This is a genomic window from Variovorax sp. Soil_C_33 (genome assembly GCF_057656935.1).
Map to the genome: position 1 here is coordinate 204,738 of NZ_JBDGJK010000006.1, position 21,443 is coordinate 226,180.

At 68.1% G+C, this 21,443-nt stretch carries 23 protein-coding genes; 15 read left to right on the plus strand and 8 right to left on the minus strand.

Going from position 1 to position 21,443, the window contains the following annotated elements:
• Positions 1 to 2 precede the first annotated feature (2 nt).
• From AC3A6B_RS11835 to AC3A6B_RS11885, 11 genes are all read left to right on the plus strand, one after another.
• On the plus strand, positions 3 to 620 hold the full coding sequence (locus AC3A6B_RS11835) for a TorD/DmsD family molecular chaperone (protein WP_487836890.1): 618 nt from the start codon (positions 3 to 5) through the stop codon (positions 618 to 620).
• Positions 621 to 725: 105 nt separating this feature from the next.
• Complete coding sequence (locus AC3A6B_RS11840) at positions 726 to 950, plus strand: formate dehydrogenase (RefSeq protein ID WP_487836891.1); 225 nt, start codon at positions 726 to 728, stop codon at positions 948 to 950.
• 14 nt (positions 951 to 964) lie between these two features.
• Positions 965 to 3,961 carry a formate dehydrogenase subunit alpha gene (locus AC3A6B_RS11845; RefSeq protein WP_487836892.1) on the plus strand — a complete coding sequence of 999 codons (2,997 nt, stop codon included), beginning with the start codon at positions 965 to 967 and terminating at the stop codon, positions 3,959 to 3,961.
• Between the two features lie 12 nt (positions 3,962 to 3,973).
• Positions 3,974 to 4,594: a formate dehydrogenase FDH3 subunit beta gene (fdh3B, locus tag AC3A6B_RS11850; protein WP_214695430.1), complete on the plus strand. Its 621-nt coding sequence runs from the start codon at positions 3,974 to 3,976 to the stop codon at positions 4,592 to 4,594.
• Complete coding sequence (locus AC3A6B_RS11855; RefSeq protein WP_487836893.1) at positions 4,591 to 4,845, plus strand: hypothetical protein; 255 nt, start codon at positions 4,591 to 4,593, stop codon at positions 4,843 to 4,845. The genes fdh3B and AC3A6B_RS11855 overlap by 4 nt, the downstream gene beginning before the upstream one ends.
• Before the next feature lie 16 nt (positions 4,846 to 4,861).
• On the plus strand, positions 4,862 to 6,076 hold the full coding sequence (locus AC3A6B_RS11860) for a formate dehydrogenase subunit gamma (RefSeq protein ID WP_487836894.1): 1,215 nt from the start codon (positions 4,862 to 4,864) through the stop codon (positions 6,074 to 6,076).
• Positions 6,073 to 6,474 carry a hypothetical protein gene (locus tag AC3A6B_RS11865; RefSeq protein WP_487836895.1) on the plus strand — a complete coding sequence of 134 codons (402 nt, stop codon included), beginning with the start codon at positions 6,073 to 6,075 and terminating at the stop codon, positions 6,472 to 6,474. The genes AC3A6B_RS11860 and AC3A6B_RS11865 overlap by 4 nt, the downstream gene beginning before the upstream one ends.
• A complete protein-coding gene (locus tag AC3A6B_RS11870; RefSeq protein WP_487836896.1) occupies positions 6,471 to 7,349 on the plus strand; it encodes a formate dehydrogenase accessory sulfurtransferase FdhD in 879 nt (292 codons plus the stop codon). The genes AC3A6B_RS11865 and AC3A6B_RS11870 overlap by 4 nt, the downstream gene beginning before the upstream one ends.
• A gap of 64 nt (positions 7,350 to 7,413) precedes the next feature.
• A complete protein-coding gene (locus AC3A6B_RS11875; protein ID WP_487836897.1) occupies positions 7,414 to 9,930 on the plus strand; it encodes an ABC transporter permease in 2,517 nt (838 codons plus the stop codon).
• Between the two features lie 36 nt (positions 9,931 to 9,966).
• Positions 9,967 to 11,340: a pyridoxal-phosphate dependent enzyme gene (locus AC3A6B_RS11880; RefSeq protein WP_487836898.1), complete on the plus strand. Its 1,374-nt coding sequence runs from the start codon at positions 9,967 to 9,969 to the stop codon at positions 11,338 to 11,340.
• Complete coding sequence (locus AC3A6B_RS11885; RefSeq protein WP_487836899.1) at positions 11,337 to 12,524, plus strand: trans-sulfuration enzyme family protein; 1,188 nt, start codon at positions 11,337 to 11,339, stop codon at positions 12,522 to 12,524. Before AC3A6B_RS11880 ends, AC3A6B_RS11885 begins: the two co-directional genes overlap by 4 nt.
• A 12-nt stretch (positions 12,525 to 12,536) precedes the next feature.
• Here the strand turns inward: AC3A6B_RS11885 and AC3A6B_RS11890 are convergent, their stop codons facing one another.
• The 5 genes from AC3A6B_RS11890 to AC3A6B_RS11910 all read right to left on the minus strand — a co-directional run bounded on the left by AC3A6B_RS11890 (position 12,537) and on the right by AC3A6B_RS11910 (position 16,605).
• Positions 12,537 to 13,532 carry an isopenicillin N synthase family dioxygenase gene (locus AC3A6B_RS11890; protein ID WP_487836900.1) on the minus strand — a complete coding sequence of 332 codons (996 nt, stop codon included), beginning with the start codon at positions 13,530 to 13,532 and terminating at the stop codon, positions 12,537 to 12,539.
• A 13-nt stretch (positions 13,533 to 13,545) separates the two neighbouring features.
• On the minus strand, positions 13,546 to 14,289 hold the full coding sequence (locus AC3A6B_RS11895) for an amino acid ABC transporter ATP-binding protein (RefSeq protein ID WP_487836901.1): 744 nt from the start codon (positions 14,287 to 14,289) through the stop codon (positions 13,546 to 13,548).
• A complete protein-coding gene (locus AC3A6B_RS11900) occupies positions 14,286 to 14,996 on the minus strand; it encodes an amino acid ABC transporter permease (RefSeq protein ID WP_487836902.1) in 711 nt (236 codons plus the stop codon). Before AC3A6B_RS11900 ends, AC3A6B_RS11895 begins: the two co-directional genes overlap by 4 nt.
• Positions 14,993 to 15,688 (minus strand): amino acid ABC transporter permease, encoded by a 696-nt coding sequence (locus tag AC3A6B_RS11905; protein WP_487836903.1) that lies wholly within the window; start codon positions 15,686 to 15,688, stop codon positions 14,993 to 14,995. Before AC3A6B_RS11905 ends, AC3A6B_RS11900 begins: the two co-directional genes overlap by 4 nt.
• 86 nt (positions 15,689 to 15,774) lie before the next feature.
• Positions 15,775 to 16,605 (minus strand): ABC transporter substrate-binding protein, encoded by an 831-nt coding sequence (locus AC3A6B_RS11910; protein ID WP_487836904.1) that lies wholly within the window; start codon positions 16,603 to 16,605, stop codon positions 15,775 to 15,777.
• An 88-nt stretch (positions 16,606 to 16,693) separates the two neighbouring features.
• On the opposite strand from AC3A6B_RS11910, the gene AC3A6B_RS11915 reads away from it, so the two are divergent.
• The gene (locus AC3A6B_RS11915) at positions 16,694 to 17,107 is read left to right on the plus strand and encodes a group II truncated hemoglobin (RefSeq protein WP_487836905.1); all 414 of its coding nucleotides are present in this window, start codon (positions 16,694 to 16,696) and stop codon (positions 17,105 to 17,107) included.
• A 95-nt stretch (positions 17,108 to 17,202) separates the two neighbouring features.
• On the opposite strand, the gene AC3A6B_RS11920 is transcribed toward AC3A6B_RS11915, so the two are convergent.
• Together AC3A6B_RS11920 and radC are read right to left on the minus strand one after the other, a co-directional pair.
• The gene (locus AC3A6B_RS11920; protein WP_487836906.1) at positions 17,203 to 17,859 is read right to left on the minus strand and encodes a Smr/MutS family protein; all 657 of its coding nucleotides are present in this window, start codon (positions 17,857 to 17,859) and stop codon (positions 17,203 to 17,205) included.
• 32 nt (positions 17,860 to 17,891) lie between these two features.
• Complete coding sequence (radC, locus tag AC3A6B_RS11925) at positions 17,892 to 18,569, minus strand: RadC family protein (protein ID WP_487836907.1); 678 nt, start codon at positions 18,567 to 18,569, stop codon at positions 17,892 to 17,894.
• Between the two features lie 63 nt (positions 18,570 to 18,632).
• On the opposite strand from radC, the gene AC3A6B_RS11930 reads away from it, so the two are divergent.
• Genes AC3A6B_RS11930 through AC3A6B_RS11940 form a run of 3 tightly spaced genes read left to right on the plus strand, consistent with a single transcriptional unit; the run spans position 18,633 to position 21,021 of the window.
• Positions 18,633 to 19,088: an FKBP-type peptidyl-prolyl cis-trans isomerase gene (locus AC3A6B_RS11930; RefSeq protein WP_487836908.1), complete on the plus strand. Its 456-nt coding sequence runs from the start codon at positions 18,633 to 18,635 to the stop codon at positions 19,086 to 19,088.
• A 2-nt stretch (positions 19,089 to 19,090) separates the two neighbouring features.
• On the plus strand, positions 19,091 to 20,059 hold the full coding sequence (gene ispH, locus AC3A6B_RS11935) for a 4-hydroxy-3-methylbut-2-enyl diphosphate reductase (RefSeq protein WP_487836909.1): 969 nt from the start codon (positions 19,091 to 19,093) through the stop codon (positions 20,057 to 20,059).
• The gene (locus AC3A6B_RS11940) at positions 20,056 to 21,021 is read left to right on the plus strand and encodes a threonine/serine dehydratase (protein WP_487836910.1); all 966 of its coding nucleotides are present in this window, start codon (positions 20,056 to 20,058) and stop codon (positions 21,019 to 21,021) included. Before ispH ends, AC3A6B_RS11940 begins: the two co-directional genes overlap by 4 nt.
• On the opposite strand, the gene AC3A6B_RS11945 is transcribed toward AC3A6B_RS11940, so the two are convergent.
• Positions 21,022 to 21,432: a VOC family protein gene (locus AC3A6B_RS11945; RefSeq protein ID WP_487836911.1), complete on the minus strand. Its 411-nt coding sequence runs from the start codon at positions 21,430 to 21,432 to the stop codon at positions 21,022 to 21,024.
• Positions 21,433 to 21,443: the final 11 nt, after the last annotated feature.

The following is a 21,443-nucleotide window of genomic DNA, read 5'->3' on the forward strand; positions in this document are numbered from 1 at the left end:
GCATGAGTGAAAGCTTTCCGGTTTCCTCCGCGCTCGACGAAGAGCTTGCGCGCGCCGAGCTCTACGGCCTGCTGGCGCGGCTTTGGTATGCGGCGCCCGATGCCGAGCTGCTCGGCGCCTTCCAGGTCGCTCCGACCGAGGCGCCGGCCGCCGGTGCCTTTCTCGAGGAACCGTGGCGGCATCTCGTGGGCGTGGCGCGCGGCATCGACGCCGCCGCGGCAAGGAGCGAGTACGACGTGCTCTTCGGCGGCATCGGCAAGCCCGAGGTCTACCTGTTCGGCTCGCACTACCTGAGCGGCTTTCTCAACGACAAGCCGCTGGCCCAGCTGCGCAACGACCTCGACCGGCTCGGCCTGGCGCGCGAGCAGGCGGTCTCCGAGACCGAGGATCACATCGCCTGCCTGTTCGAAGTGATGCGCTATCTGATCGCCGGCGAGGATGTCGCGGTCGCCAACCTCACCCAGCAGCAGGCCTTCTTCTCGACCCACGTGCAACCCTGGCTGCCCGCCATGTGCGATGCGGTGGCGCAACATCCGAAGGCCAATTTCTATGCCGCGCTGGCGGGGCTGACACGTGCATTCGCAGAGGTCGAAGCGCAGGGTTTCGACATGCTGAACTGAGTACAAGGGAAATAGATTTACGAAATATCAGGGTCTCGACTAGTATCCAAATATATGTAACTGGTTTCATATCTTGATTCCGCCCAGCCACTCCTGGAGTTGTTAATGCAGGACAGCCAATCCGCCGGCCCGAAGCCGGCGTCCCGCCGCAAGTTCTTTTTCGGCGCCGCGTCGGTCGGCGCAGCTGCAGCAGCCGTCACGGTGCTGCCCAAAGTCGCGCCGGAGCCCGTCTCCGCCGCCACGCCCGTTCCGAAGCCTGCGCCCGAAAAGGGCGGCGGCTATACGCTGAGCGAGCACGTCAAGCACTACTACAAGACCACTTCGGCCTGAGGACGAACCCCACCATGTTGCTGACCCGGAAAGCGACCGGCGCTGCGCTCGACAGTGCCTCTTCCCGTTCTTCTTCCTCCTCCTCCTCCTCGCCCTTTGTCCACAGCCTGCGGCGCGGCCTCGCCAGTGCCTTGCCGACCATGGACCGGCGCGCCTTCCTGCGGCGTTCGGGGCTGGGCGTCGGCGTGGGCCTGGCCGCCGGCCAGCTCGCGCTGATGCGCAAGGCCGAAGCTGCCGGCGACGGCAAGCCGGCCGCCGTCGGCACCGGCAAGATCGAGATCAAGCGCACGGTCTGTTCGCACTGCTCGGTCGGCTGCGCCTCGGACGCGGTGGTCGAAAACGGCGTCTGGGTGCGGCAGGAGCCGGTGTTCGATTCGCCGCTCAACCTGGGCGCGCACTGCGCCAAGGGCGCGGCGCTGCGTGAGCACGGCCACGGCGAATACCGCCTGCGCTATCCGATGAAGCTGGTGAACGGCAAGTACGAGCGCATCAGCTGGGACACGGCGCTCGACGAGATCACCGCCAGGCTCAAGGAGCTGCGCCAGGCCAGCGGCCCTGATTCGATCTACTGGATCGGCTCCAGCAAGCACAGCAACGAACAGAGCTACCTGATGCGCAAGTTCGTGAGCTTTTTCGGCAGCAACAACTGCGACCACCAGGCGCGCATCTGCCACTCGACCACCGTCGCCGGCGTTGCGAACACATGGGGCTACGGCGCCATGACGAATTCGTACAACGACATGCGCAACTCGAAGGTGGCGCTCTACATCGGCTCGAACGCGGCCGAAGCGCACCCCGTGAGCATGCTGCACATGCTGCATGCCAAGGAAAACGGCTGCAAGATGATCGTGGTCGACCCGCGCTTCACGCGTACCGCGGCCAAGGCCGACGAGTACGTGCGCATCCGCTCGGGCTCCGACATCGCCTTCCTGTTCGGCATCCTGCACCACATCTTCAAGAACGGCTGGGAAGACAAGAAGTACATCAACGACCGCGTCTTCGGCATGGAAGAGGTGCGTGCGGACGTGCTTGCCAAGTGGACGCCCGACAAGGTCGAGGAAGTCTGCGGCGTCAAGGAAGCGCAAGTGCTGAAGGTCGCGACCTGGCTCAACGAGAACCGCCCCGGCACCATCGTCTGGTGCATGGGCCAGACCCAGCACTCCATCGGCAACGCGATCGTGCGCGCCTCCTGCATCCTGCAGCTGGCGCTGGGCAACGTGGGCAAGTCGGGCGGCGGCACCAACATCTTCCGCGGCCACGACAACGTACAGGGCGCCACCGACGTCGGCCCCAACCCCGACTCGCTGCCCGGCTACTACGGCCTGGCCGAAGGCTCGTGGAAGCATTTCGCCGCGGTCTGGGGGGTGGACTTCGAGTGGATCAAGAAGCAGTACGCCTCGCCCGCGATGATGAGCAAGCCGGGCCTCACGGTCTCGCGCTGGATCGACGGCGTGCTCGAGAAGAACGAGCTGATCGACCAGGATTCGAACCTGCGCGGCGTCTTCTACTGGGGCCACGCGCCCAACTCGCAGACCCGCGGCCTCGAGATGAAGCGCGCGATGGACAAGCTGGACCTGCTGGTGGTGGTTGACCCGTACCCCTCGGCCACCGCGGCGATGGCTGCGATGCCGGGCCGGCCCGAAGACCAGAACCCGAATCGCGCGGTGTATCTGCTGCCGGCCTGCACGCAGTTCGAGACCAGCGGCTCCGTCACCGCCTCGAACCGCTCGCTGCAATGGCGCGAGAAGGTGATCGAGCCGCTGTGGGAAAGCCGCAGCGACCACATGATCATGCAGCAGTTCGCCGACCGGCTCGGCTTCGGCAAGGAGCTCAGCAAGAACTACAAGATGCAGAAGGTCAAGGGCATGGACGAGCCCGTGCCGGACGACATCCTGCGCGAGATCAACAAGTCCTGCTGGACCATCGGCTACACCGGCCAGAGCCCCGAGCGGCTGCAGGCCCACATGCGCAACATGGGCGCCTTCGACGTGCGCACGCTGCGCGCCAAGTCGGGCAAGGACAAGATCAACGGCTACGACCTGTCGGGCGATTACTTCGGCCTGCCATGGCCCTGCTACGGCACCCCGGAGCTCAAACACCCGGGCAGCGCGAACCTCTACGACACCACCCGGCACGTGATGGACGGCGGCGGCAACTTCCGCGCGAACTTCGGCGTGGAGCGCAACGGCAAGAACCTGCTGGCCGAGGACGGCTCGCATTCGCTGGGCGCCGAGATCACCACCGGCTATCCGGAATTCGACCACCTGCTGCTCAAGAAGCTCGGCTGGTGGGACGAGCTCACCGCGGAAGAGAAGGCCAAGGCCGAGGGCAAGAACTGGAAGACCGACAGCTCGGGCGGCATCATCCGCGTGACCATGAAGAACCACGGCTGCCATCCCTTCGGCAATGCCAAGGCGCGCGCGCTGGTGTGGAACTTCCCCGACGCCATCCCGCAGCACCGCGAGCCGATCTACGGCACCCGGCCCGACCTGATGGCCAAGTACCCGACGCACGACGACAAGATGGCCTTCTGGCGCATGCCCACGCTCTACAAGAGCGTGCAGCAGAAGAACATCGCCGACAAGGTGGCCGAGAAGTTCCCCTTCATCATGACCTCCGGCCGGCTGGTCGAGTACGAGGGCGGCGGCGAGGAAACCCGCTCCAACCCCTGGCTCGCCGAGCTGCAGCAGGAGATGTTCATCGAGATCAACCCGAAGGTCGCGGCCGCCAAGAACATCCGCAACGGCGAACGCGCCTGGGTGCACACGCCCACCGGCGCCAAGCTCAACGTGCAGGCGCTGGTCACTGAGCGCGTGGGGCCCGACACCGTGTTCATGCCCTTCCACTTCTCCGGCCACTGGCAGGGGGCGGACATGCTCGCCTACTACCCCAAGGGCGCGGCGCCGGTGGTGCGCGGCGAGGCGATCAACACCTCGACCACCTACGGCTACGACAGCGTCACCATGATGCAAGAGACCAAGACCACGGTCTGCAACATCGAGAAAGCATAAAGAGGAATCGATATGGCACGAATGAAATTTGTCTGCGATTCCGAGCGCTGCATCGAGTGCAACGGCTGCGTCACGGCCTGCAAGAACGAGAACGAGGTGCCGTGGGGCGTGAACCGCCGCCGCGTGGTGACGCTCAACGACGGCGTGCCGGGCGAGAAGTCGATCTCGGTGGCCTGCATGCACTGCTCCGACGCGCCCTGCATGGCGGTGTGCCCGGTGCAATGCTTCTACCGCACCGAAGAGGGCGTGGTGCTGCACGACAAGGATGTCTGCATCGGCTGCGGCTACTGCTCCTACGCTTGCCCCTTCGGCGCGCCGCAGTTTCCCTCGCAGGGTACCTTCGGTGCCCGCGGCAAGATGGACAAGTGCACCTTCTGCGCCGGCGGCCCCGAGGCCAACGGCTCGCAGGCCGAGTTCGAGAAGTACGGGCGCAATCGCCTGGCTGAAGGCAAGCTTCCGGCCTGCGCCGAGATGTGCTCGACCAAGGCGCTGCTGGCCGGTGACGGCGACGTGGTGGCAGACATCTTCCGCACCCGCGTGCTGCATCGCGGCAAGGGCGCCGAAGTCTGGGGCTGGGGCACGGCCTACGGTTCGCAGCAGGCCGGCACCCCGACCAACGGGGGCACGAAATGAGGCGCGCGCTGGCATTGACGATGGCCCTCGGTTCGGCCGTGGTGTTGCTGGCGGCCTGCGGCGAGAAGCCACAGACCAACGCCGAGGGCGTCAAGCTCGATGCCGCGCCCTGGAGCGGCAGCGGCACGCAGCAGAACACGGGCACGGCATTCACCGCGTCGGGTTGGCAGGTCGGCGACAAGAACGCCTGGCAGCAGCAGCTCAAGACGCGGACGCAGAACGGCCAGAACGACTACGTCCGAGACAACTGAGCGGAAGGAAGGCTGCATGAACAAGGCTCTTCTGAACGCCCTGGTACTCCTGGCCGCGCTGGCTGCCGGCCCGGCCCTGGCCCAGGCGCCGAACCCGGCCGCCGGCGGCGCAGTCGCCGAGCCGCCCGCCGCCGCTGCGGCGCCGCAGCAGCACAGCGGCATCAAAAGCCAGAACATCTTCGAGGTCAAGCCCGAGGCCAGCGCCGACCCCAACTACCTGAAGCAAAGCAATGCCGAGCGCGCGAAGGTGCAGCCCGGCAACAACGCGCCGATGTGGCGGCAGGTGGGCGAGGGCGTGACGGGCTACAGCAGCCTGCCGCGTGCGCAGGCGCCCGAAGCCGGCAACCTGATCCAGCCCTTCGTGCAGTACCCGGGCTCGCGCTACACCAACGCCGGCGAAGCCTGGCGCCAGGTGCGCAACGACTGGATCATTCCCTACGGCGCGGCGCTGCTCTTCGTGGTGCTGCTGGCGATCGCGATCTTCTATTTCACGCGCGGCGCGATCGGCCTGCACGGCACCGAAACCGGCCGCAAGATCGAGCGCTTCACGCCCTTCGAGCGCGCCACCCACTGGTCGAACGCGATCGCCTTCGTCACGCTGGCGATCTCGGGGCTCGTGATGGCCTTCGGCAAGTTCTTCCTGCTGCCCATCATGGGCGCCGCCCTGTTCGGCTGGCTGACCTATGCGCTCAAGACGGTGCACAACTTCGTCGGTCCGCTGTTCGTCGTCACGCTGATCCTGATGTTCATCACCTTCGTGCGCGACAACTTCCCGACGAGGATGGACCTCAAGTGGCTGGCCCGCTTCGGCGGCTTGTTCGGCGGCAAGGAGGTGCCTTCGCACCGCTTCAACGCCGGCGAGAAGGTGGTGTTCTGGGGCGGCATCCTCGTGCTCGGCAGCATCGTGGCCGGCTCGGGCCTGTTCCTCGACAAGCTCTTGCCGGGCTTCGTCTACACGCGCGGCGAGATGCAGGTCGCGCACATGATCCACGCGGTGGCCACGCTGCTCATGATGGCCATGATCATGGGCCACATCTACATCGGCACGCTGGGCATGAAGGGCGCGTACAGCGCCATGCGCCACGGCTATGTCGACGAGACCTGGGCCCGCGAACATCACGAACTCTGGTACGACGACATCGCCGCCGGCAAGATCCCCGCACAGCGCAGCGCCGAGGCCTCGGATGCCGCGCCCGCGAAGACCGTTCGGGTCGAAGGAAGCCCCTCATGAAGAAGATGCTGACCGTCTGCGGCCTGGCCCTGGGCCTGGCCGCCGCCTCCACCGCGTTCGCCAAGCTGCCGGCGCCGCCTTCCACGCCCGAGGCCAAGCTCAAGGCCGCGGAGACCGCGGCCAAGACCGCATGGACCGGCAAGGTCGATGCCTACCAGCTGTGCCAGTCGCAGGACAAGGTGGCGGCCAAGTACCGCGCCAGCGCGGCGGCGGCCGGCAAGCAGTTGCCGCCGCCGCCGGCCGGTCCCGCGTGCGCCGATCCGGGCCCCTTCGCCTTCACTCCGCCGCAGGACAAGCCGATCGAGGCGTCGGGCGCCCATTCGCCGGCCGGCAACGCCTCTTCGCCGCCGAGCACCAACCAGCCCGCCGCGGCTGTCAATCCCACGCCCAAGCAGTGACGCGCGCCTTGCCGCTTCCGCGCCTGACCTCGGCCCGCGCCGAGCTCACGCGCGAAGTGGAGGTCGTCGACGAGCATGGCGAGCGCGGGGTCGTCTCGATCCCGGCCGAGCGCGACCTGACGGTCTACGTCGATCGCCGCGAACTCGTCACGCTGATGACGCTCGGCGCCCAGCCCGAACTGCTGGTGCTGGGCTACCTGCTGAACCAGCGGCTCATCGAGTCGGCGGCGGACGTCGAATCGATCACGGTCGACTGGGAGGTGGGTGCCGCAGCGGTGAAGACCCACGCCGGCATCGACCGCATCGAGGAGCGCACCGCCAAGAAGGTGGTGACCACCGGCTGCGGCCAGGGCAGCGTGTTCGGCGAGCTGATGGCCGGCATCGACAAGCTGGAGCTGCCCGGCACGCGCATGCGGCAGGCGCAGCTCTATGCGCTGGTCAACGTGATCCGGCTCCAGGAGAGCACCTACAAGTCGGCGGGCTCGGTGCATGGCTGCGCGCTGTTCACGCTGGACGTGGGCGACAGCGACGAGGCACGCATGCAATGCTTCGTCGAGGATGTCGGCCGCCACAACGCGATCGACACCATCGCCGGCTGGATCGCGATGCAGCCCGCAGAAAGGCTCTCCGGCGGACGCGTGTTCTACACCACCGGCCGTTTGACCAGCGAGATGGTGATCAAGTCGGCCCAGATGGGCGTGGCCATCGTGGTCTCGCGCAGCGGCATCACGCAGATGGGCCACGAGGTCGCGATGCGTGTCGGGCTGTGCGCGATCGGGCGCGCGACCAACAAGCGCTTCGTCTGCTATGCGGGTGCCGAGCGGCTGGTGCTTCAGCCGGAACTCGCGGGCGCGCGCCTCACGAGCGCCGCCTAAGCCCTTCGGTTTGGCCGGGCACGGCGCCTCGGCTATCGTCGAGGGTCTGTCGAGACCCCAACCCATGAACGCTTCTCTTCGCCTAGGCTGGCGCACCCTCTGGCGCGACCTGCGCGCCGGCGAGCTGCGGCTCCTCATCGTCGCCGTGCTGCTCGCCGTGGCTGCGCTCACCGCGGTCGGTTTCTTCGCCGACCGGCTCAAGGGCGGACTGCAGCGCGATGCGCGCCAGCTGATCGGCGGCGACGCGGTGGTGGCGAGCGACAACCCGACGCCGAAGGCCTTCGTCGAGCGCGCACGCGCCCTCGGCCTGCAGGACGCGAGCACCTATGGTTTTCCGACCATGGCACGGGCGAGCGAAGAGCAGGGCGGGGCCAGCAAGCTGGTTGCGCTCAAGGCGGTGGAGGACGGCTATCCGCTGCGCGGCAGCCTGCAGGTGAGCACCGAGCCCGGCGTGCCGGGCCGGCCCACGCGGGAGGTGCCGGCGCCGGGCGAGGCCTGGGTCGACGGCTCCCTGCTCGAAGCGCTGGCGCTCAAGGTGGGCGACACGCTGCTCCTGGGCGACGCAGGCCTGCGCATCGCGCGCGTGATCACGCTCGAGCCCGACCGCGGCGCCGGCTTCATGAGCTTCGCGCCGCGCGTGATGCTCAACCAGGCTGACGTGCCGCGTACCGGCCTCGTGCAACCGGCCAGCCGCGTCAGCTACCGCTTCGCCGTGGCGGGCGAGGACCGCGCCGTCAAGACCTTCAGCGACTGGGCGGATGCGGCCATCAAGAAGGGCGAGCTGCGCGGCCTGCGCCTCGACTCCTTCGAAAGCGGCCGCCCCGAGATGCGCCAGACGCTGGACCGCGCCGAGAAATTCCTGAACCTGGTGGCGCTGCTGGCGGCGCTGCTGTCGGCGGTGGCGGTGGCGCTGGCTGCGCGCGGCTTCGCAGCCAGCCATCTTGACGATTGCGCCATGCTGCGCGTGCTGGGCCAGAGCCAGCGCACCATCGCGCAGGCCTATGCCTTCGAGTTCGCCGCCATCGGCCTCTTCGCCAGCGCGCTCGGCGTGGCCATCGGCTACAGCGTGCACTATGTCTTCGTGCTGCTGCTCGCGGGCCTGGTCGAGACCGCGCTGCCTGCGGCCACTTTCTGGCCCGTGGCCTTCGGCCTGGGCATGGGGCTCACGCTGCTGTTTGCCTTCGGGCTGCCGCCGGTGCTGCAGCTCGCACGCGTGCCGCCGCTGCGCGTGATCCGGCGCGACGTCGGCAACCTGAAGCCGGCCTCGATCGCGGTGTTGGCGCTCGGCGTGGCAGGCTTTGCCGCCTTGCTGGTGGCGGCCAGCAGCGACCTGAAGCTGGGGCTGATCGCGGTCGGCGGCTTCGCGGCCGCGGTGGCGGTGTTCGCGCTCCTGAGCTGGATCGCGGTGCTGCTCTTGCGCCGCAGCGTCAACGAAACGACGGCGCCTCGCTGGCTGGTGCTGGCCACGCGCCAGATCTCGGCGCGGCCGGCCTATGCGGTGGTGCAGGTCAGCGCGCTGGCGGTGGGCCTGCTGGCGCTGATCCTGCTCGTGCTGCTGCGCACCGATCTCGTGGCCAGCTGGCGCAAGGCGACGCCGCCCGACGCGCCGAACCGCTTCGTGATCAACGTCATGCCCGACCAGAGCGAGGGCTTCCAGAAGACCCTGCGCGACAACGGCGTGCGGAAATTCGACTGGTATCCCATGATCCGCGGGCGCCTGGTCGCCATCAACGGCAAGTCGGTCTCGCCCGACGACTATATGGACGACCGCGCGAAGCGGCTGGTCGACCGCGAGTTCAACCTCAGCACCAGCGCCGAGGCGCCGGCGCACAACGTCGTCACGGCCGGCGCATGGAAACCCGGCGCCGCCGGCGAGCTGAGCGTCGAGGAAGGCCTGGCCGAGACCCTGGGAATGAAGCTCGGCGACACGCTGCGCTTCGACATCGGCGGCATGCAGAACGATGCGCGGATCACCTCCTTGCGCAAGGTCGACTGGGGTTCGCTGCATGCCAACTTCTTCGTCATGTACACGGTGGATGCGCTGCCCGACGTGCCCGTCACCTACATGGGCGCATTCCGCGCGCCGAATGTGAAGGGCTTCGACAACGCGCTGGTGCGCAGCTACCCCAACGTGACCAACGTCGACATGAGCGCCACCATCGGCCAGGTGCAGCGCGTGCTCGACCAGGTGATCCGCGCGGTGGAGTTCCTGTTCGGCTTCACGCTCGCGGCCGGCCTCGTGGTGCTGTTCGCGGCCGTCACCGCCACGCGCGAGGAGCGCGCGCGCGAATTCGCCGTGATGCGCGCGGTCGGCGCGCGGGGCAGCCTGCTGCGCCAGGTGCAGCGCGCCGAACTCGTGGGCGTGGGCCTGTTGGCCGGCTTCCTGGCGAGCATCGTCGCTTCATTGATCGGCTGGGGCCTGGCGCGCTACGTGTTCGACTTCACCTGGACCGCTTCGCCGCTGGTGCCGATCGCCGGTTCGCTGGCCGGCGCCGTGCTCGCGCTGGCGGCGGGCTGGTGGGGCCTGCGCGAAGTGTTGCGCCGGCCGGTGGTCGACACGCTGCGGCGGGCAGCGGAGTAGGCGCTACGATCATGTCGACTGCACAAGGTGGACGACATGACGACTGAAACCCGACCCGCGGTGCTGGACCTGATCGGCAACACGCCGCTGGTGCAGGTCACGCGGCTGGACACCGGCCCCTGCACGCTGTTCCTCAAGCTGGAGTCGCAGAATCCCGGCGGCTCGATCAAGGACCGCGTCGGCCTGGCGATGATCGATGCGGCCGAGCGCGACGGCCGCCTCGCGCCCGGTGGCACCGTGGTCGAGGCGACGGCCGGCAACACCGGCCTCGGCCTGGCGCTGGTGGCGCGCGCCAAGGGCTACCGCGTGGTGCTGGTGGTGCCCGACAAGATGTCGACCGAGAAGGTGCTGCACCTGAAGGCGCTCGGCGCCGAGGTCCATACCACGCGCTCGGACGTGGGCAAAGGCCATCCCGACTACTACCAGGACTTCGCCGCGCGGCTCGCCAAGGAGATCCCCGGCGCCTTCTTCGCCGACCAGTTCAACAACCCCGACAACCCGCTGGCGCACCAGTCCAGCACCGGCCCCGAGATCTGGCAGCAATGCGGCCACGACGTGGATGCGATCGTGGTCGGCGTCGGCTCGGGCGGCACCATCACCGGGCTCACGCGCTACTTCCGCGCGTTGCAGCCGCAGCTCTTCTTCGTGTTGGCCGACCCGGCGGGCTCGGTGGTCGCGGAGTACACGCGAAGCGGCAAGGTGGGCGAGGCCGGCTCCTGGGCGGTCGAAGGCATCGGCGAAGACTTCATCCCGGGCATCGCCGATCTCTCCGGCGTGAAGCATGCGTATTCGATCAGCGATGAGGAAAGCTTCGGCACCGCGCGCGAGCTGCTGCGGGCCGAGGGCATCCTCGGCGGCTCCTCCACCGGCACGCTGCTGGCCGCGGCGCTGCGCTTCTGCCGCGCGCAGACCGAGCCGCTGCGCGTCGTGACCTTCGTCTGCGACACCGGCACGCGCTATCTCTCCAAGGTCTACAACGACCAGTGGATGCTGGACCAGGGCCTGCTCGTGCGCGAGCGCCATGGCGATCTGCGCGACGTGGTCTCGCGCCGCTTCGAGGACGGCAGCGTGATCAGCGTCGGCCCCGGGGACACGCTGCTCACCGCCTTCCAGCGCATGCGGCTGGCCGACGTGTCGCAGCTGCCGGTGCTCGAAGGCGAGCAGCTGGTCGGCGTGATCGACGAATCCGATCTGCTGCTGGCCGTGCACGCGGACGCCGGCCGCTTTCGTTCGAACGTGCAGAGCGCGATGACCGACGTGCCCGAGACCCTGCCGTCCAGTGCGAGCCTGGCCGAGCTGGAGGCCGTGCTCGACCGCGGCCTGGTGGCCATGATCGCGGACGAGTCCGGGTTCCACGGCCTCATCACGCGCGTCGACCTGTTGAATCACCTGCGGAGAAGCTTGAAATGAGCCAGGACCCCTCCAACACCCCGAAGAAGGGTTTCGCCACCCGCGTGATCCATGCCGGCCAGTCGCCCGACCCGTCGACGGGCGCGATCATGCCGCCCATCTACGCGACCTCGACCTATGTGCAGCAGAGCCCCGGCGTGCACAAGGGCCTGGATTACGGCCGCTCGCACAACCCCACGCGCTGGGCGCTGGAGCGCTGCATCGCCGACCTCGAAGGCGGCTCGGCGGCCTTCGCCTTCGCCTCGGGCCTGGCTGCGATTTCGACCACGCTCGAGCTGCTGGATGCCAATTCGCACATCGTCTCGGGCGACGACGTCTACGGCGGCACCTTCCGCCTGTTCGAGCGCGTGCGGGCGCGCAGCGCGGGGCATCGCTTCAGCTTCGTCGACCTCACCGATCCCGCCAAGCTTGTTGCCGCGCTGCAGCCGCACACGCGCATGGTCTGGGTCGAGACGCCGACCAACCCGCTCCTGCGCCTGGCCGACCTGCGCGCCATCGCCGGGATCTGCCGCGAGCGCGGCATCCTGAGCGTGGCCGACAACACCTTCGCGAGTCCGTGGGTGCAGCGTCCGCTGGAGGCGGGCTTCGACGTCGTGGTGCACTCGACCACCAAGTACCTGAACGGCCATTCGGACGTGATCGGCGGCGTCGCCATCGTCGGCCGGGAAGCGCGGCACGAGGCGCTGCGCGAGCGCCTGGGCTTTCTGCAGAACTCGGTGGGTGCGATCGCCGGGCCCTTCGACAGCTTCCTCACGCTGCGCGGCGTGAAGACGCTGGCGTTGCGCATGGAGCGCCATTGCAGCAGCGCGCTGGTGCTGGCGCAGTGGCTCGAACGGCAGCCGCAGGTCGCGCGCGTGCATTACCCGGGCCTGCCCTCGCATCCGCAGCACGAGCTGGCCCGGCGCCAGATGGAGGGCTTCGGCGGCATGATCTCGATCGACCTGCGAACCGACCTGGCCGGCACGCGGCGCTTTCTCGAAGCGGTGCAGATCTTCGCGTTGGCCGAAAGCCTGGGCGGCGTCGAGAGCCTGATCGAGCACCCGGCCATCATGACCCACGCCACCATTCCGGCCGAGACGCGCGCGCGGCTGGGCATCGGCGATGGGCTGGTGCGGCTGTCGGTGGGCGTGGAAGACCTGGACGATCTGCGCACCGATTTGCAGCAGGCGCTGGCGAGGATCTGAGTTGCCGCGCGTCTACAGCACCGCGCAGCGCAGTTGCGGGAACACCTTCGACACCTTGTCGAGCAGGTAGTCGCCGTAGATGCCATTGAAGGCATGCACGTTGGCGCGGTCCCAGCGCGTGGCGCTGTCGTCGACCACGGCGGGCTTCGGCAGGCCTTCGATCGGCCGCACGCGTGCGTGGAAGTTGGGATCGAAGAAGAGCGGGAACGAGAGCCGGTCGCGCCCCGAGGTGTTGCGCACCACGCGGTGCGGCGTCGAGCGGTAGAGGCCGCCGGTCATGCGGTCGAGCATGTCGCCGATGTTGATGACGAAGGCATCGGGCACCGGCGTGGCGTCGATCCAGCCCTCGCCCGTGCGCACCTGCAGGCCGCCGATGTCGTCCTGCCGCAGGATGGTGAGCAGGCCGTAGTCGGTGTGCTCGCCCACACCCCATTGCACGTCGAGGTTCGCAGGCACCGGCTGCGTCGGGTAGTTGAAGATGCGGAACAGGATCAGCGGGTCGGCCGTGTAGCGCTCGGCGAAGTAGGAGGCGGGCAGGCCCAGGCTCAGCGCGATGCCTTCCATCAGCGTGTGGCCGAGCCGCGTGGCAGCCGCCATGTAGTCGAGGATGGCGGTCTTGAAGCCGGGCAGGTCGGGGAACAGGTTGCGCCCGTGCACCGGCGTGCGCGCCAGCACCAGCGGGTCGTCGTCCGGCAGCTCGGTGCCGAGATAGAGCCCTTCCTTCCAGTCGGGCCGGCCCGAGGTGAGCTCGCCCGCGAGCGGAAAGTAGCCTCGCCAGGCACGGCCGCCGAGCGCCATGCGCCATTGCATCTTGGTCGGTTCGTCCAGCGCGAAGAAGGCGCGGCTCAGGTCTTCGAGGCGCTGCGTGAGCGACGGGTCGATGCCGTGGCCGGTGACGTAGAAGAAGCCGTGCGCGCGGCAGGCTTCGCCGATCTGCGCGGCGACCGCGCTGCGCTCGGACGTCGAGGCGACCAGCGGCGCGATGTCGATCAAGGGCAGCGAAGTCATGGTCTCCAGCGTATCAAACGGCATGCGCGAAGGGCGTGCGGATGTCGGCAAGAAACTGCTGAGCGCGCGGGTGTTGCGGCCGGTTGAAGAAGTCGTCGGGCGTGGCGCGCTCGAGCACGCGGCCGGCGTCCATGAAGAGCACGCGGTCGGCCACGTCGCGCGCGAAGCCCATCTCGTGCGTCACGACCACCATCGTCATGCCTTCGCGCGTGAGGTCGCGCATCACCAGCAGCACCTCGCCGACCATTTCGGGGTCGAGCGCGCTGGTGGGCTCGTCGAACAGCATCAGCGGCGGCTGCATGGCCAGCGCGCGTGCGATCGCCACGCGCTGCTGCTGGCCGCCCGAGAGCTCGGAGGGAAAGGCTTCGGCCTTGTTCGCGAGCCCGACGCGATCGAGCAGCGCCATCGCACGCTCGGCGGCCTCGGCGCGCGAAAGGCCGCGCAGCTGGACCGGCGCCAGCGTGCAGTTGCCCATGACGGTGAGGTGAGGAAACAGGTTGAACTGCTGGAACACGAAACCGATGTGCGAGCGGAAGTCGTTCAGGTCGATGCCGCGCGCATGGATGTCGCGGCCGTCGACCGTGATGCGACCCGACTGGATCGGCTCGAGCCGGTTGATGGTGCGGATCAGCGTGGACTTGCCCGAGCCCGAAGGCCCGCAGACCACCACGACCTCGCCGCGAGCGATGGTCTCGTTCACCTCGACCAGCGCCTGGTAGTCGCCGTACCACTTATTGACGTTCTCGAACTGGATCATGCGGGTGCCTTGGGGGCCGAGTGGACGAGCGTGCGCCGGCTGGTGCGCGCCTCCAGCCAGTAGGCGAAGCGCGAGAGTCCGAAGCACATGACGAAGTAGGTGAAGCCGAGGATCAGGTAGACCTGCACCGGCTTGGTGAAGACCTGGGTGTTGATCTGCGAGGCGATGAAGGACACCTCCGCCAGCCCGATGATGTAGCCCAGCGAGGTCTCCTTGATGGTGGAGACGAACTGGTTCACCAGCGAGGGCAGCATGCTGCGCAGCGCCTGCGGCAGCACCACGAAGCGCATCGCGCGGCCGTAGCCCAGGCCGAGCGAACGCGCGCTCTCGACCTGCCCGCGCGGCACGCCCAGGATGCCGGCGCGCACGATCTCGCCGATGTAGATGCCGTCGAAAACCACCAGCGCGATCAGCATGGTCGTGAACTGGTCGGTCTTGACGCCGGTCACGCTCGGCAGGAAGAAATAGGCCCAGAACACCACCATGAGCAGCGGGGTGCCGCGCACCACGAAGGCCACGGTGGTCACCGGCCAGCGCAGCCAGCGCCAGGGGGCGACGCGCGCCAGGCCCAGCAGCAGGCCGAAGGGCAGGGCCAGCACCAGCCCCAGCGCGGCCAGCAGCACGGTGAGCGCGAGGCCGCCCAAGGGGCCGTTGGGGTACTGGCCGATCAGGAAGTAGACCCAGTAGGTCTGGACCAGCTCGATCATGCGGCCCTCGGCGGAAAGCGGTGCTGGTACAGACTGGCCGCGCCGGTGATCAGCATCGAGACCGTGAGGTATGCCGCCGTCGCGAAAGCGAAGGATTCGGCGCTGCGGAAGGTCGCGCTCTCGACCTGGCCGGCCTGGTACATGAGCTCGGCCACGCCGATCACGGTCGCGATGCTGGTGCCTTTCCAGAGGTTGAGCGTCTGCGAGATCAGGGGCGGGATCGTGACGCGCAGCGCCTGCGGCAGGATGATGCGGCGCATGGTCGCGAGAAAGCCGAAGCCGAGGGCGCGGCCGGCTTCCATCTGCACTGCGGGGATCGCGCGGATGCCGCTGCGGATGTCCTCCGCCATGTAGGCCGCGGTGTAGAGGCCCAGCGCGACCACCGCGCTCATCGCCTCGATGCGGCCGGCGTAGAGGCGCTGCTTGATGTCTTCCGGCAGCAGCTCGGGCGCGCCGAAGTACCAGAACAGCATGTGCGCGAGCAGCGGAATGTTGCGTATCGACTCGACGTAGGCGAAGCCCAGCCAGCGCAGCGGCGCGGCCGGCGCCAGGCGCAGCAGCGCCACCATCAGCGCGATGGGCAGCGCCAGCATCAGCGAGGCGGTCAGCAGTTGCAGCGACAGCAGGAAGCCCGCGACGAGCATGTCGTGGTACTTCCCCGTGATGAGCAGGGAGTAGTCGAAGGGCAGCATGAACGGATACGTCCGCGCCCGCATCGTGCGGGCGCGGGGCCCATCCTACTCATCTACGCATCCGGAGCTGCGGATGCCTGCAGGGCTCAGCTGTCGATCTTGTCGGTCTCGATCTTGAAGCTGCGCTTGTCGAAGCCCGACTTGGTCTTCGGGCCGTACCACTTGAAGAAGATCTTCTCGGCCTCGCCCGATTTCTCGAGTTCGCGCAGCGTCTCGTCGACCGCCGCCTTGAGTCCCGTCTCGCCCTTCCTGATGCCGATGGCGAGCGCTTCGGTGCTGAGGTTCTGCGGCAGCACCACGTACTGGGCCTTCTGCGGGCCGAGCTTGGCGTAGCTGTTGAGCAGCGCGGCCTCGTCGTCGACATAGCCCACGCCCTTGCCCTGCTGCAGGGCCTGGAAGGCCTGCTGGCTGGTATCGAAGGTCACGACCTCGGCGCCGGGCACGGCCTTCTTGATGTTGGGCTCCTGCGTGCCGCCGCGGATGGTCAGCACCTTCTTGCCCGAGAGCTGCGGTACCTCGGTGATGCCGCTGTCCTTCTTGACGATGGCCTTCTGGCCGGTGACGAAGGTGGTGAGCGAGAAGTCGATCTGCGCTTCGCGCTCCTTGTTGTGCGTGAGGCCGGCGGCCACCAGGTCGACATGGCCCTGCTGCAGCTCGGGAATGCGCGCCGCGACGGCGATCTGCTTCAGCACCGGCTTGACGCCGATCTTCTTGGCGATCGCGTTCACCAGGTCGACCTCGTAGCCGATGATCTCGCGCGTCTTGGGATCGATGAAGGTGGCGGGCTCGTCGGTGCCGAGCACGCCGACGACCAGCTGGCCCTTTTTCTTGATGTCGGCGAGTTGGTCGGCATGGACGGCGCTGCCCAGGAGCAGGGCGGCCGCAGTGAGGGCGGTGGCGGCGAATCGGAAACGCATGTTGTTATCTCCAGTGGAAGTCGGCCCGCACCATAGCAACAAAAGCCTGTGTCGAGAAATAGCTCTTTCACATATGCATACTGCCGGCATGCAGATTCAAGACAAGCCGCCCTTCGACACGCCCTTCGAATGGATCGGCGGCGAAGCCAAGGTTCACGCGCTGGTCGAGCGCTTCTACGACCTGATGGAGCTGGAGCCGGCCTATGCGCAACTGCGCGCCGTGCACGGCTCGACGCTCGAGAACGCGCGCCAGCGCCTGTTCTGGTTTCTCTGCGGCTGGCTCGGCGGGCCGCAGCACTACACCGATCGCTTCGGCCATCCGATGCTGCGCGCGCGGCACCTGCCGCAGAGCATCGGCGGCCATTCGATCGGCATCAAGGAACGAGACCAGTGGCTGGCCTGCATGGACCAGGCGATGGGGGAGACCGGCGTGCCTGAGGCATTGCGCGCTCGTCTGCGCGATTCCTTCTTCCAAACCGCCGACTGGATGCGGCACAAGTAGCCCCCCGGCTTTTCACTTCGCTTCGCTATGTGTAATTCGCCACAACCCGAGTGGGAGGCTTGGCCGCCTTGGGGCGGCGCGGCGGCGGCCAGCAGCTAGCGCCGTGCCGGCGCCAGCAGCACCAGCAGCGCCCCGGCCCCACCCTCCGCCGGCTTGGCCTGCACGAAGGCCAGCGTCTCGCTCTTCTGGATCAGCCAGCGCTGCACCTTGGCCTTGAGCACCGGCTGCCGTCCCGGCGAGCCCAGCCCTTTGCCGTGCACCACGCGCACGCAGCGCAGGCCCTGCTTGTAGGCATCGCGGATGAAGGCGCCGAGCGCCTCGCGCGCCTCGTCGCTGCGCATGCCGTGCAGGTCGATCTGGCGCTGGATCGCCCATTCGCCGGCGCGCAGCTTGCGCGTCACGTCGGTGCGGATGCCGGGGCGGCGGAAGCTCATCGCATCGTCGGCATCGAGCAGGGTCGTGACGTCGAACTCGTCGGACAGCGATTCGCGCAGCACGCGCTCTTCGTCCAGTTGATGCTGCACGGGAATCGGCGCCGGTGGCTCGGGCGCCAGCGGCACGGCGGCCTTGCGGCGCAGCGGCTGGGTGGCGCCGATCGCGCGCGTGAACAGGTCCTGTTCGGCCAATCGCTTCTTCTCGGCGGCTGCACGCGCAGCGGCAGCGGCGGCTTCGCGCTCGCGCTGTTCGGCCAGCCTGTGCTGCAGCGTCTTCAGGTCGGCGAGGCTCTTGATGGCTTTGGGTGGGAGCGGCATGGCGCTCAGGATAAGGCTTCGTCGCCTCGCGCTCAGACCAGGCCGCGCTCGGCCATCGACAGGGTCTGGCCGCGGGTGACGATCATGTGGTCCAGCACCCGCACGTCGATCAGCGCCAGCGCGGTCTTGAGCGTCTGCGTCAGCGCCTCGTCGGCGCGCGAAGGCTCGGCGCAGCCGCTCGGATGGTTGTGCGCCAGCACCACGGCCGCTGCGTGATGATGCAGCGCGCGCATGACCACTTCGCGCGGATACACGCTGGTCTGTGTCAGCGTGCCCCGAAAAAGTTCTTCCAGCGCGATCAGTCGGTGCTGTGCATCGAGGAAGAGGGCGGCGAACACCTCGTGCGGCCGCGCGGCGATGTGCAGCTGCAGGTAGTGCTTGACGGCCTCGGGCGAGTCGAACACCGCGCGCTCTTTCAGGCGCTCGGCCAGCGCGCGGCGGGCCAGCTCGAGCACGGCCGTCAACTCGGCGCGCTTGGCAGTGCCGCCCAGGCCCTTGATGCGTTTGAGGTCGTCGAGCCCCGCATGGAGCAGGCCCGCCAGCCCGCCGAAGCCGTCGAGCAGTTCCTGGGCCAGCTGCAGCACGTTCTTGCCGGCCACGCCGGTACGCAGCAGCAGGGCCAGCAGTTCGGCATCGCCGAGCGCTGCGGCGCCCTGCGCCATGAGCTTCTCGCGCGGGCGCGCCCCGGCCGGCAGATCCTTGAAAGACATGATTCATGCGGGCTCAAGGGCCCCTCCCTAAAATACCGGTCCAGACTATAGCGATCGCCCATCTTGTCCTCCACTACCACCGCCGTCGTCACGCCCGGCTCCTTTCTCACGCTGCACTACCGGCTGGCCGGGCCGGCGGGCGACATCATCAACACCTTCAACGACAAGCCCGCCACGCTGTCGCTGGGCACCGGCGAGCTCTCGCCCGCGGTCGAGCAGCGTCTGCTGGGGCTGGAAGAAGGCACGCACGCCACCTTCGAGCTGCCGGCAGGCGATGCCTTCGGCGAGCGCAACCCCGAGATGCAGCAATGGGTGGCGCGCAAGCTGCTCGCTCAGATGGGCGACCCCGACGAGCAATACGCGGTCGGCGACGTGGTGCAGTTCCCCACGCCCGACGGCACCGGCAGCTATGCTGGCGCGGTGATCGAGGCGAACGAGACCGCGGTGCGCTTCGACTTCAATCATCCGCTCGCAGGTCAGCCCGTGACCTTCGAGGTGCAGCTGATCGGCGTGTTGTGAGCATGAGCACCAAGGTCCAGGAAGTGATCCTCGCCGAACCGCGCGGCTTCTGCGCCGGCGTCGACCGCGCGATCGAGATCGTCGAGCGCGCGCTCGCCAAGTTCGGCGCGCCGATCTATGTGCGCCACGAGATCGTGCACAACACTTATGTGGTCAACGAGCTCAAGGCCAAGGGCGCGATCTTCATCGAGGACCTGGCCGAGGTGCCGCCGGGCTCTACGCTGGTGTTCAGCGCGCACGGCGTCAGCAAGGCGGTGCAGGCCGAAGCGCGCGAGCGCGGCTTCGAAGTCTTCGATGCCACCTGCCCGCTCGTAACCAAGGTGCATGTCGAGGTCGCCAAGCTCGCGAAGGAAGGCTACGAATTCATCATGATCGGCCACAAGGGGCATCCCGAGGTCGAAGGCACGATGGGGCAGCTGTCGAGCGGCATCCACCTGGTGGAGGACGTGGGAGACGTCGCGCACGTCTCGCCCGGGCAGACGGCCAAGCTCGCCGTCGTCACGCAAACCACGCTGTCGGTCGACGATGCGGCCGAGATCTCGGCCGCGGTGCGCGCGCGTTTTCCGCACGTGCGCGAGCCGAAGCAGCAGGACATCTGCTATGCCACCCAGAATCGGCAGGATGCCGTGAAGCTGCTGAGCCCGCAGGTCGACCTGGTGATCGTGGTCGGCAGTCCGACCAGCTCCAACAGCAACCGGTTGCGCGAGCTGGCGCAACGGCTGGGCACGGAAAGCCACATGGTCGATTCAGCCGCCGAGCTGCGGCCCGAATGGTTCGAGGGCAAGAGCCGCGTGGGCCTGACCGCCGGCGCCTCGGCGCCCGAGGTGCTGGTGCGCGAGGTGATCGAGCGCGTCAAGGCGCTCGGCGCCGTGTCGGTGCGCAAGATGGACGGCATCGAGGAAACGCTCAAGTTCCCGTTGCCCAAGGGCCTGAAGCTCGACGACATTCCCGCACCGGGCCATATCTCGTGAGCGGCGCCGCAAGCATCGACTGGCGCCGCGACATCGAGGCCGCAGCCCGTCGCCTTCACGAGCGTGCGCCGCATTTCCTGCGCGAGACGCCGCTGTGGAAGCTGTCGGGCCGGGCTTTGGGTGTGGAAGTGCCGGGCGTCGAGGTCTGGCTCAAGCTCGAGCATCTGCAGGCCAGCGGCAGCTTCAAGGCGCGCGGCATGATGAACCGGCTGCTGGCCAACGAGATTCCCGAAAGCGGCGCGATCGTCGCCTCGGGCGGCAATGCCGGCATTGCCACCGCGGCGGCTGCGCACGCGCTCGGCGTGCATTGCGAGGTGTTCCTGCCCGTGGTGTCGCCCGAGGCCAAGCGCGCGCGCCTGCGTGCGCTGGGCGCGACGGTGGTGGTGGGCGGCGAGATGTACGGCGACGCGCTCGCCGCTTGCCTGGAACGGCAGCGCGAGAGCGGTGCGCTGCTCACCCATGCCTACGACCAGCCCGAGGTGGTGGCCGGCGCCGGCACGCTCGGCCGCGAAATCGAAGAGCAGGGCGGCCTGCCGGATGCGGTGCTGGTCAGCGTCGGCGGCGGCGGGCTGATCGGCGGGCTCGCGGCCTGGTTCGAAGGGCGCAGCCGCGTGGTGGCGCTCGAGCCTGAGCGTGCGCCGACGCTGTACAGGGCGCGCGAAGCGGGCGAGCCGGTCGATGTCGAAGTCGGTGGCGTCGCGGCCGACTCGCTCGGCGCGCGGCGCATCGGTGCGATCGCCTGGGACATCACGCAGCGACATGTGCGCGATGCGCTGCTCTTGCCCGACGAGGCGATCCGCGCGGCGCAGCTGTGGCTGTGGAAGGAGCTCAAGCTGGCGGTGGAGCCGGCGGCCGCGCTGCCATTGGCCGCGCTGCAGAGCGGCGCCTACGCGCCGCGCGAAGGCGAGAGGCTGTGCCTGATCGTCTGCGGCGCGAACGTGGACCCGGGCAGCCTGAACTGATCAGGCAGGCTGCTGGTCGACGTTGACCATCCACGGCACGCCGAACTTGTCTTCCAGCATGCCGAAGCCGGGCGACCAGAATGTGGCGGCGTAGGGCATGGTGACTTTCCCGCCTTCCGACAGCGCCTTGAAGAGCTGTTCGCCTTCCTTCACATCCTTGGCCTGCACCGAGAGCGAAAAGCCCTTGTAGCCGTCGAAGGCCATGCCGGGCGGCAGGTCGGAGGCCATGATCTGCTTGCCGCGCGCTTCGAGGGTGGCATGCATGATCTTGTTCTTGTGGTCGGCCGGCGTTTCGGCGCCCATCGGGCTCTCGCCGAAGGTCATGCTGAAGAGGATCTTGCCGCCCAGGCTCTTGGCGTAGAAGGCCAGCGCTTCGGCCGCGTTTCCGTTGAAGGACAGATAGGCTTCCATCGATTCAATCT

What these genes read in the sequence shown, in the direction of transcription:
- AC3A6B_RS11905 (WP_487836903.1), bottom strand. Translation starts at nt 15,688, where the DNA reads ATGCTGCCCTTCGACTACTCCCTGCTCATCACGGGGAAGTACCACGAC.
- AC3A6B_RS11885 (WP_487836899.1), top strand. Translation starts at nt 11,337, where the DNA reads ATGAGCCAGGACCCCTCCAACACCCCGAAGAAGGGTTTCGCCACCCGC.
- AC3A6B_RS11840 (WP_487836891.1), top strand. Translation starts at nt 726, where the DNA reads ATGCAGGACAGCCAATCCGCCGGCCCGAAGCCGGCGTCCCGCCGCAAG.
- AC3A6B_RS11945 (WP_487836911.1), bottom strand. Translation starts at nt 21,432, where the DNA reads ATGGAAGCCTATCTGTCCTTCAACGGAAACGCGGCCGAAGCGCTGGCC.
- AC3A6B_RS11875 (WP_487836897.1), top strand. Translation starts at nt 7,414, where the DNA reads ATGAACGCTTCTCTTCGCCTAGGCTGGCGCACCCTCTGGCGCGACCTG.
- AC3A6B_RS11860 (WP_487836894.1), top strand. Translation starts at nt 4,862, where the DNA reads ATGAACAAGGCTCTTCTGAACGCCCTGGTACTCCTGGCCGCGCTGGCT.
- AC3A6B_RS11880 (WP_487836898.1), top strand. Translation starts at nt 9,967, where the DNA reads ATGACGACTGAAACCCGACCCGCGGTGCTGGACCTGATCGGCAACACG.
- AC3A6B_RS11915 (WP_487836905.1), top strand. Translation starts at nt 16,694, where the DNA reads ATGCAGATTCAAGACAAGCCGCCCTTCGACACGCCCTTCGAATGGATC.
- radC (WP_487836907.1), bottom strand. Translation starts at nt 18,569, where the DNA reads ATGTCTTTCAAGGATCTGCCGGCCGGGGCGCGCCCGCGCGAGAAGCTC.
- AC3A6B_RS11890 (WP_487836900.1), bottom strand. Translation starts at nt 13,532, where the DNA reads ATGACTTCGCTGCCCTTGATCGACATCGCGCCGCTGGTCGCCTCGACG.
- ispH (WP_487836909.1), top strand. Translation starts at nt 19,091, where the DNA reads ATGAGCACCAAGGTCCAGGAAGTGATCCTCGCCGAACCGCGCGGCTTC.
- AC3A6B_RS11920 (WP_487836906.1), bottom strand. Translation starts at nt 17,859, where the DNA reads ATGCCGCTCCCACCCAAAGCCATCAAGAGCCTCGCCGACCTGAAGACG.
- AC3A6B_RS11835 (WP_487836890.1), top strand. Translation starts at nt 3, where the DNA reads ATGAGTGAAAGCTTTCCGGTTTCCTCCGCGCTCGACGAAGAGCTTGCG.
- AC3A6B_RS11865 (WP_487836895.1), top strand. Translation starts at nt 6,073, where the DNA reads ATGAAGAAGATGCTGACCGTCTGCGGCCTGGCCCTGGGCCTGGCCGCC.
- AC3A6B_RS11900 (WP_487836902.1), bottom strand. Translation starts at nt 14,996, where the DNA reads ATGATCGAGCTGGTCCAGACCTACTGGGTCTACTTCCTGATCGGCCAG.
- AC3A6B_RS11895 (WP_487836901.1), bottom strand. Translation starts at nt 14,289, where the DNA reads ATGATCCAGTTCGAGAACGTCAATAAGTGGTACGGCGACTACCAGGCG.
- AC3A6B_RS11855 (WP_487836893.1), top strand. Translation starts at nt 4,591, where the DNA reads ATGAGGCGCGCGCTGGCATTGACGATGGCCCTCGGTTCGGCCGTGGTG.
- fdh3B (WP_214695430.1), top strand. Translation starts at nt 3,974, where the DNA reads ATGGCACGAATGAAATTTGTCTGCGATTCCGAGCGCTGCATCGAGTGC.
- AC3A6B_RS11845 (WP_487836892.1), top strand. Translation starts at nt 965, where the DNA reads ATGTTGCTGACCCGGAAAGCGACCGGCGCTGCGCTCGACAGTGCCTCT.
- AC3A6B_RS11910 (WP_487836904.1), bottom strand. Translation starts at nt 16,605, where the DNA reads ATGCGTTTCCGATTCGCCGCCACCGCCCTCACTGCGGCCGCCCTGCTC.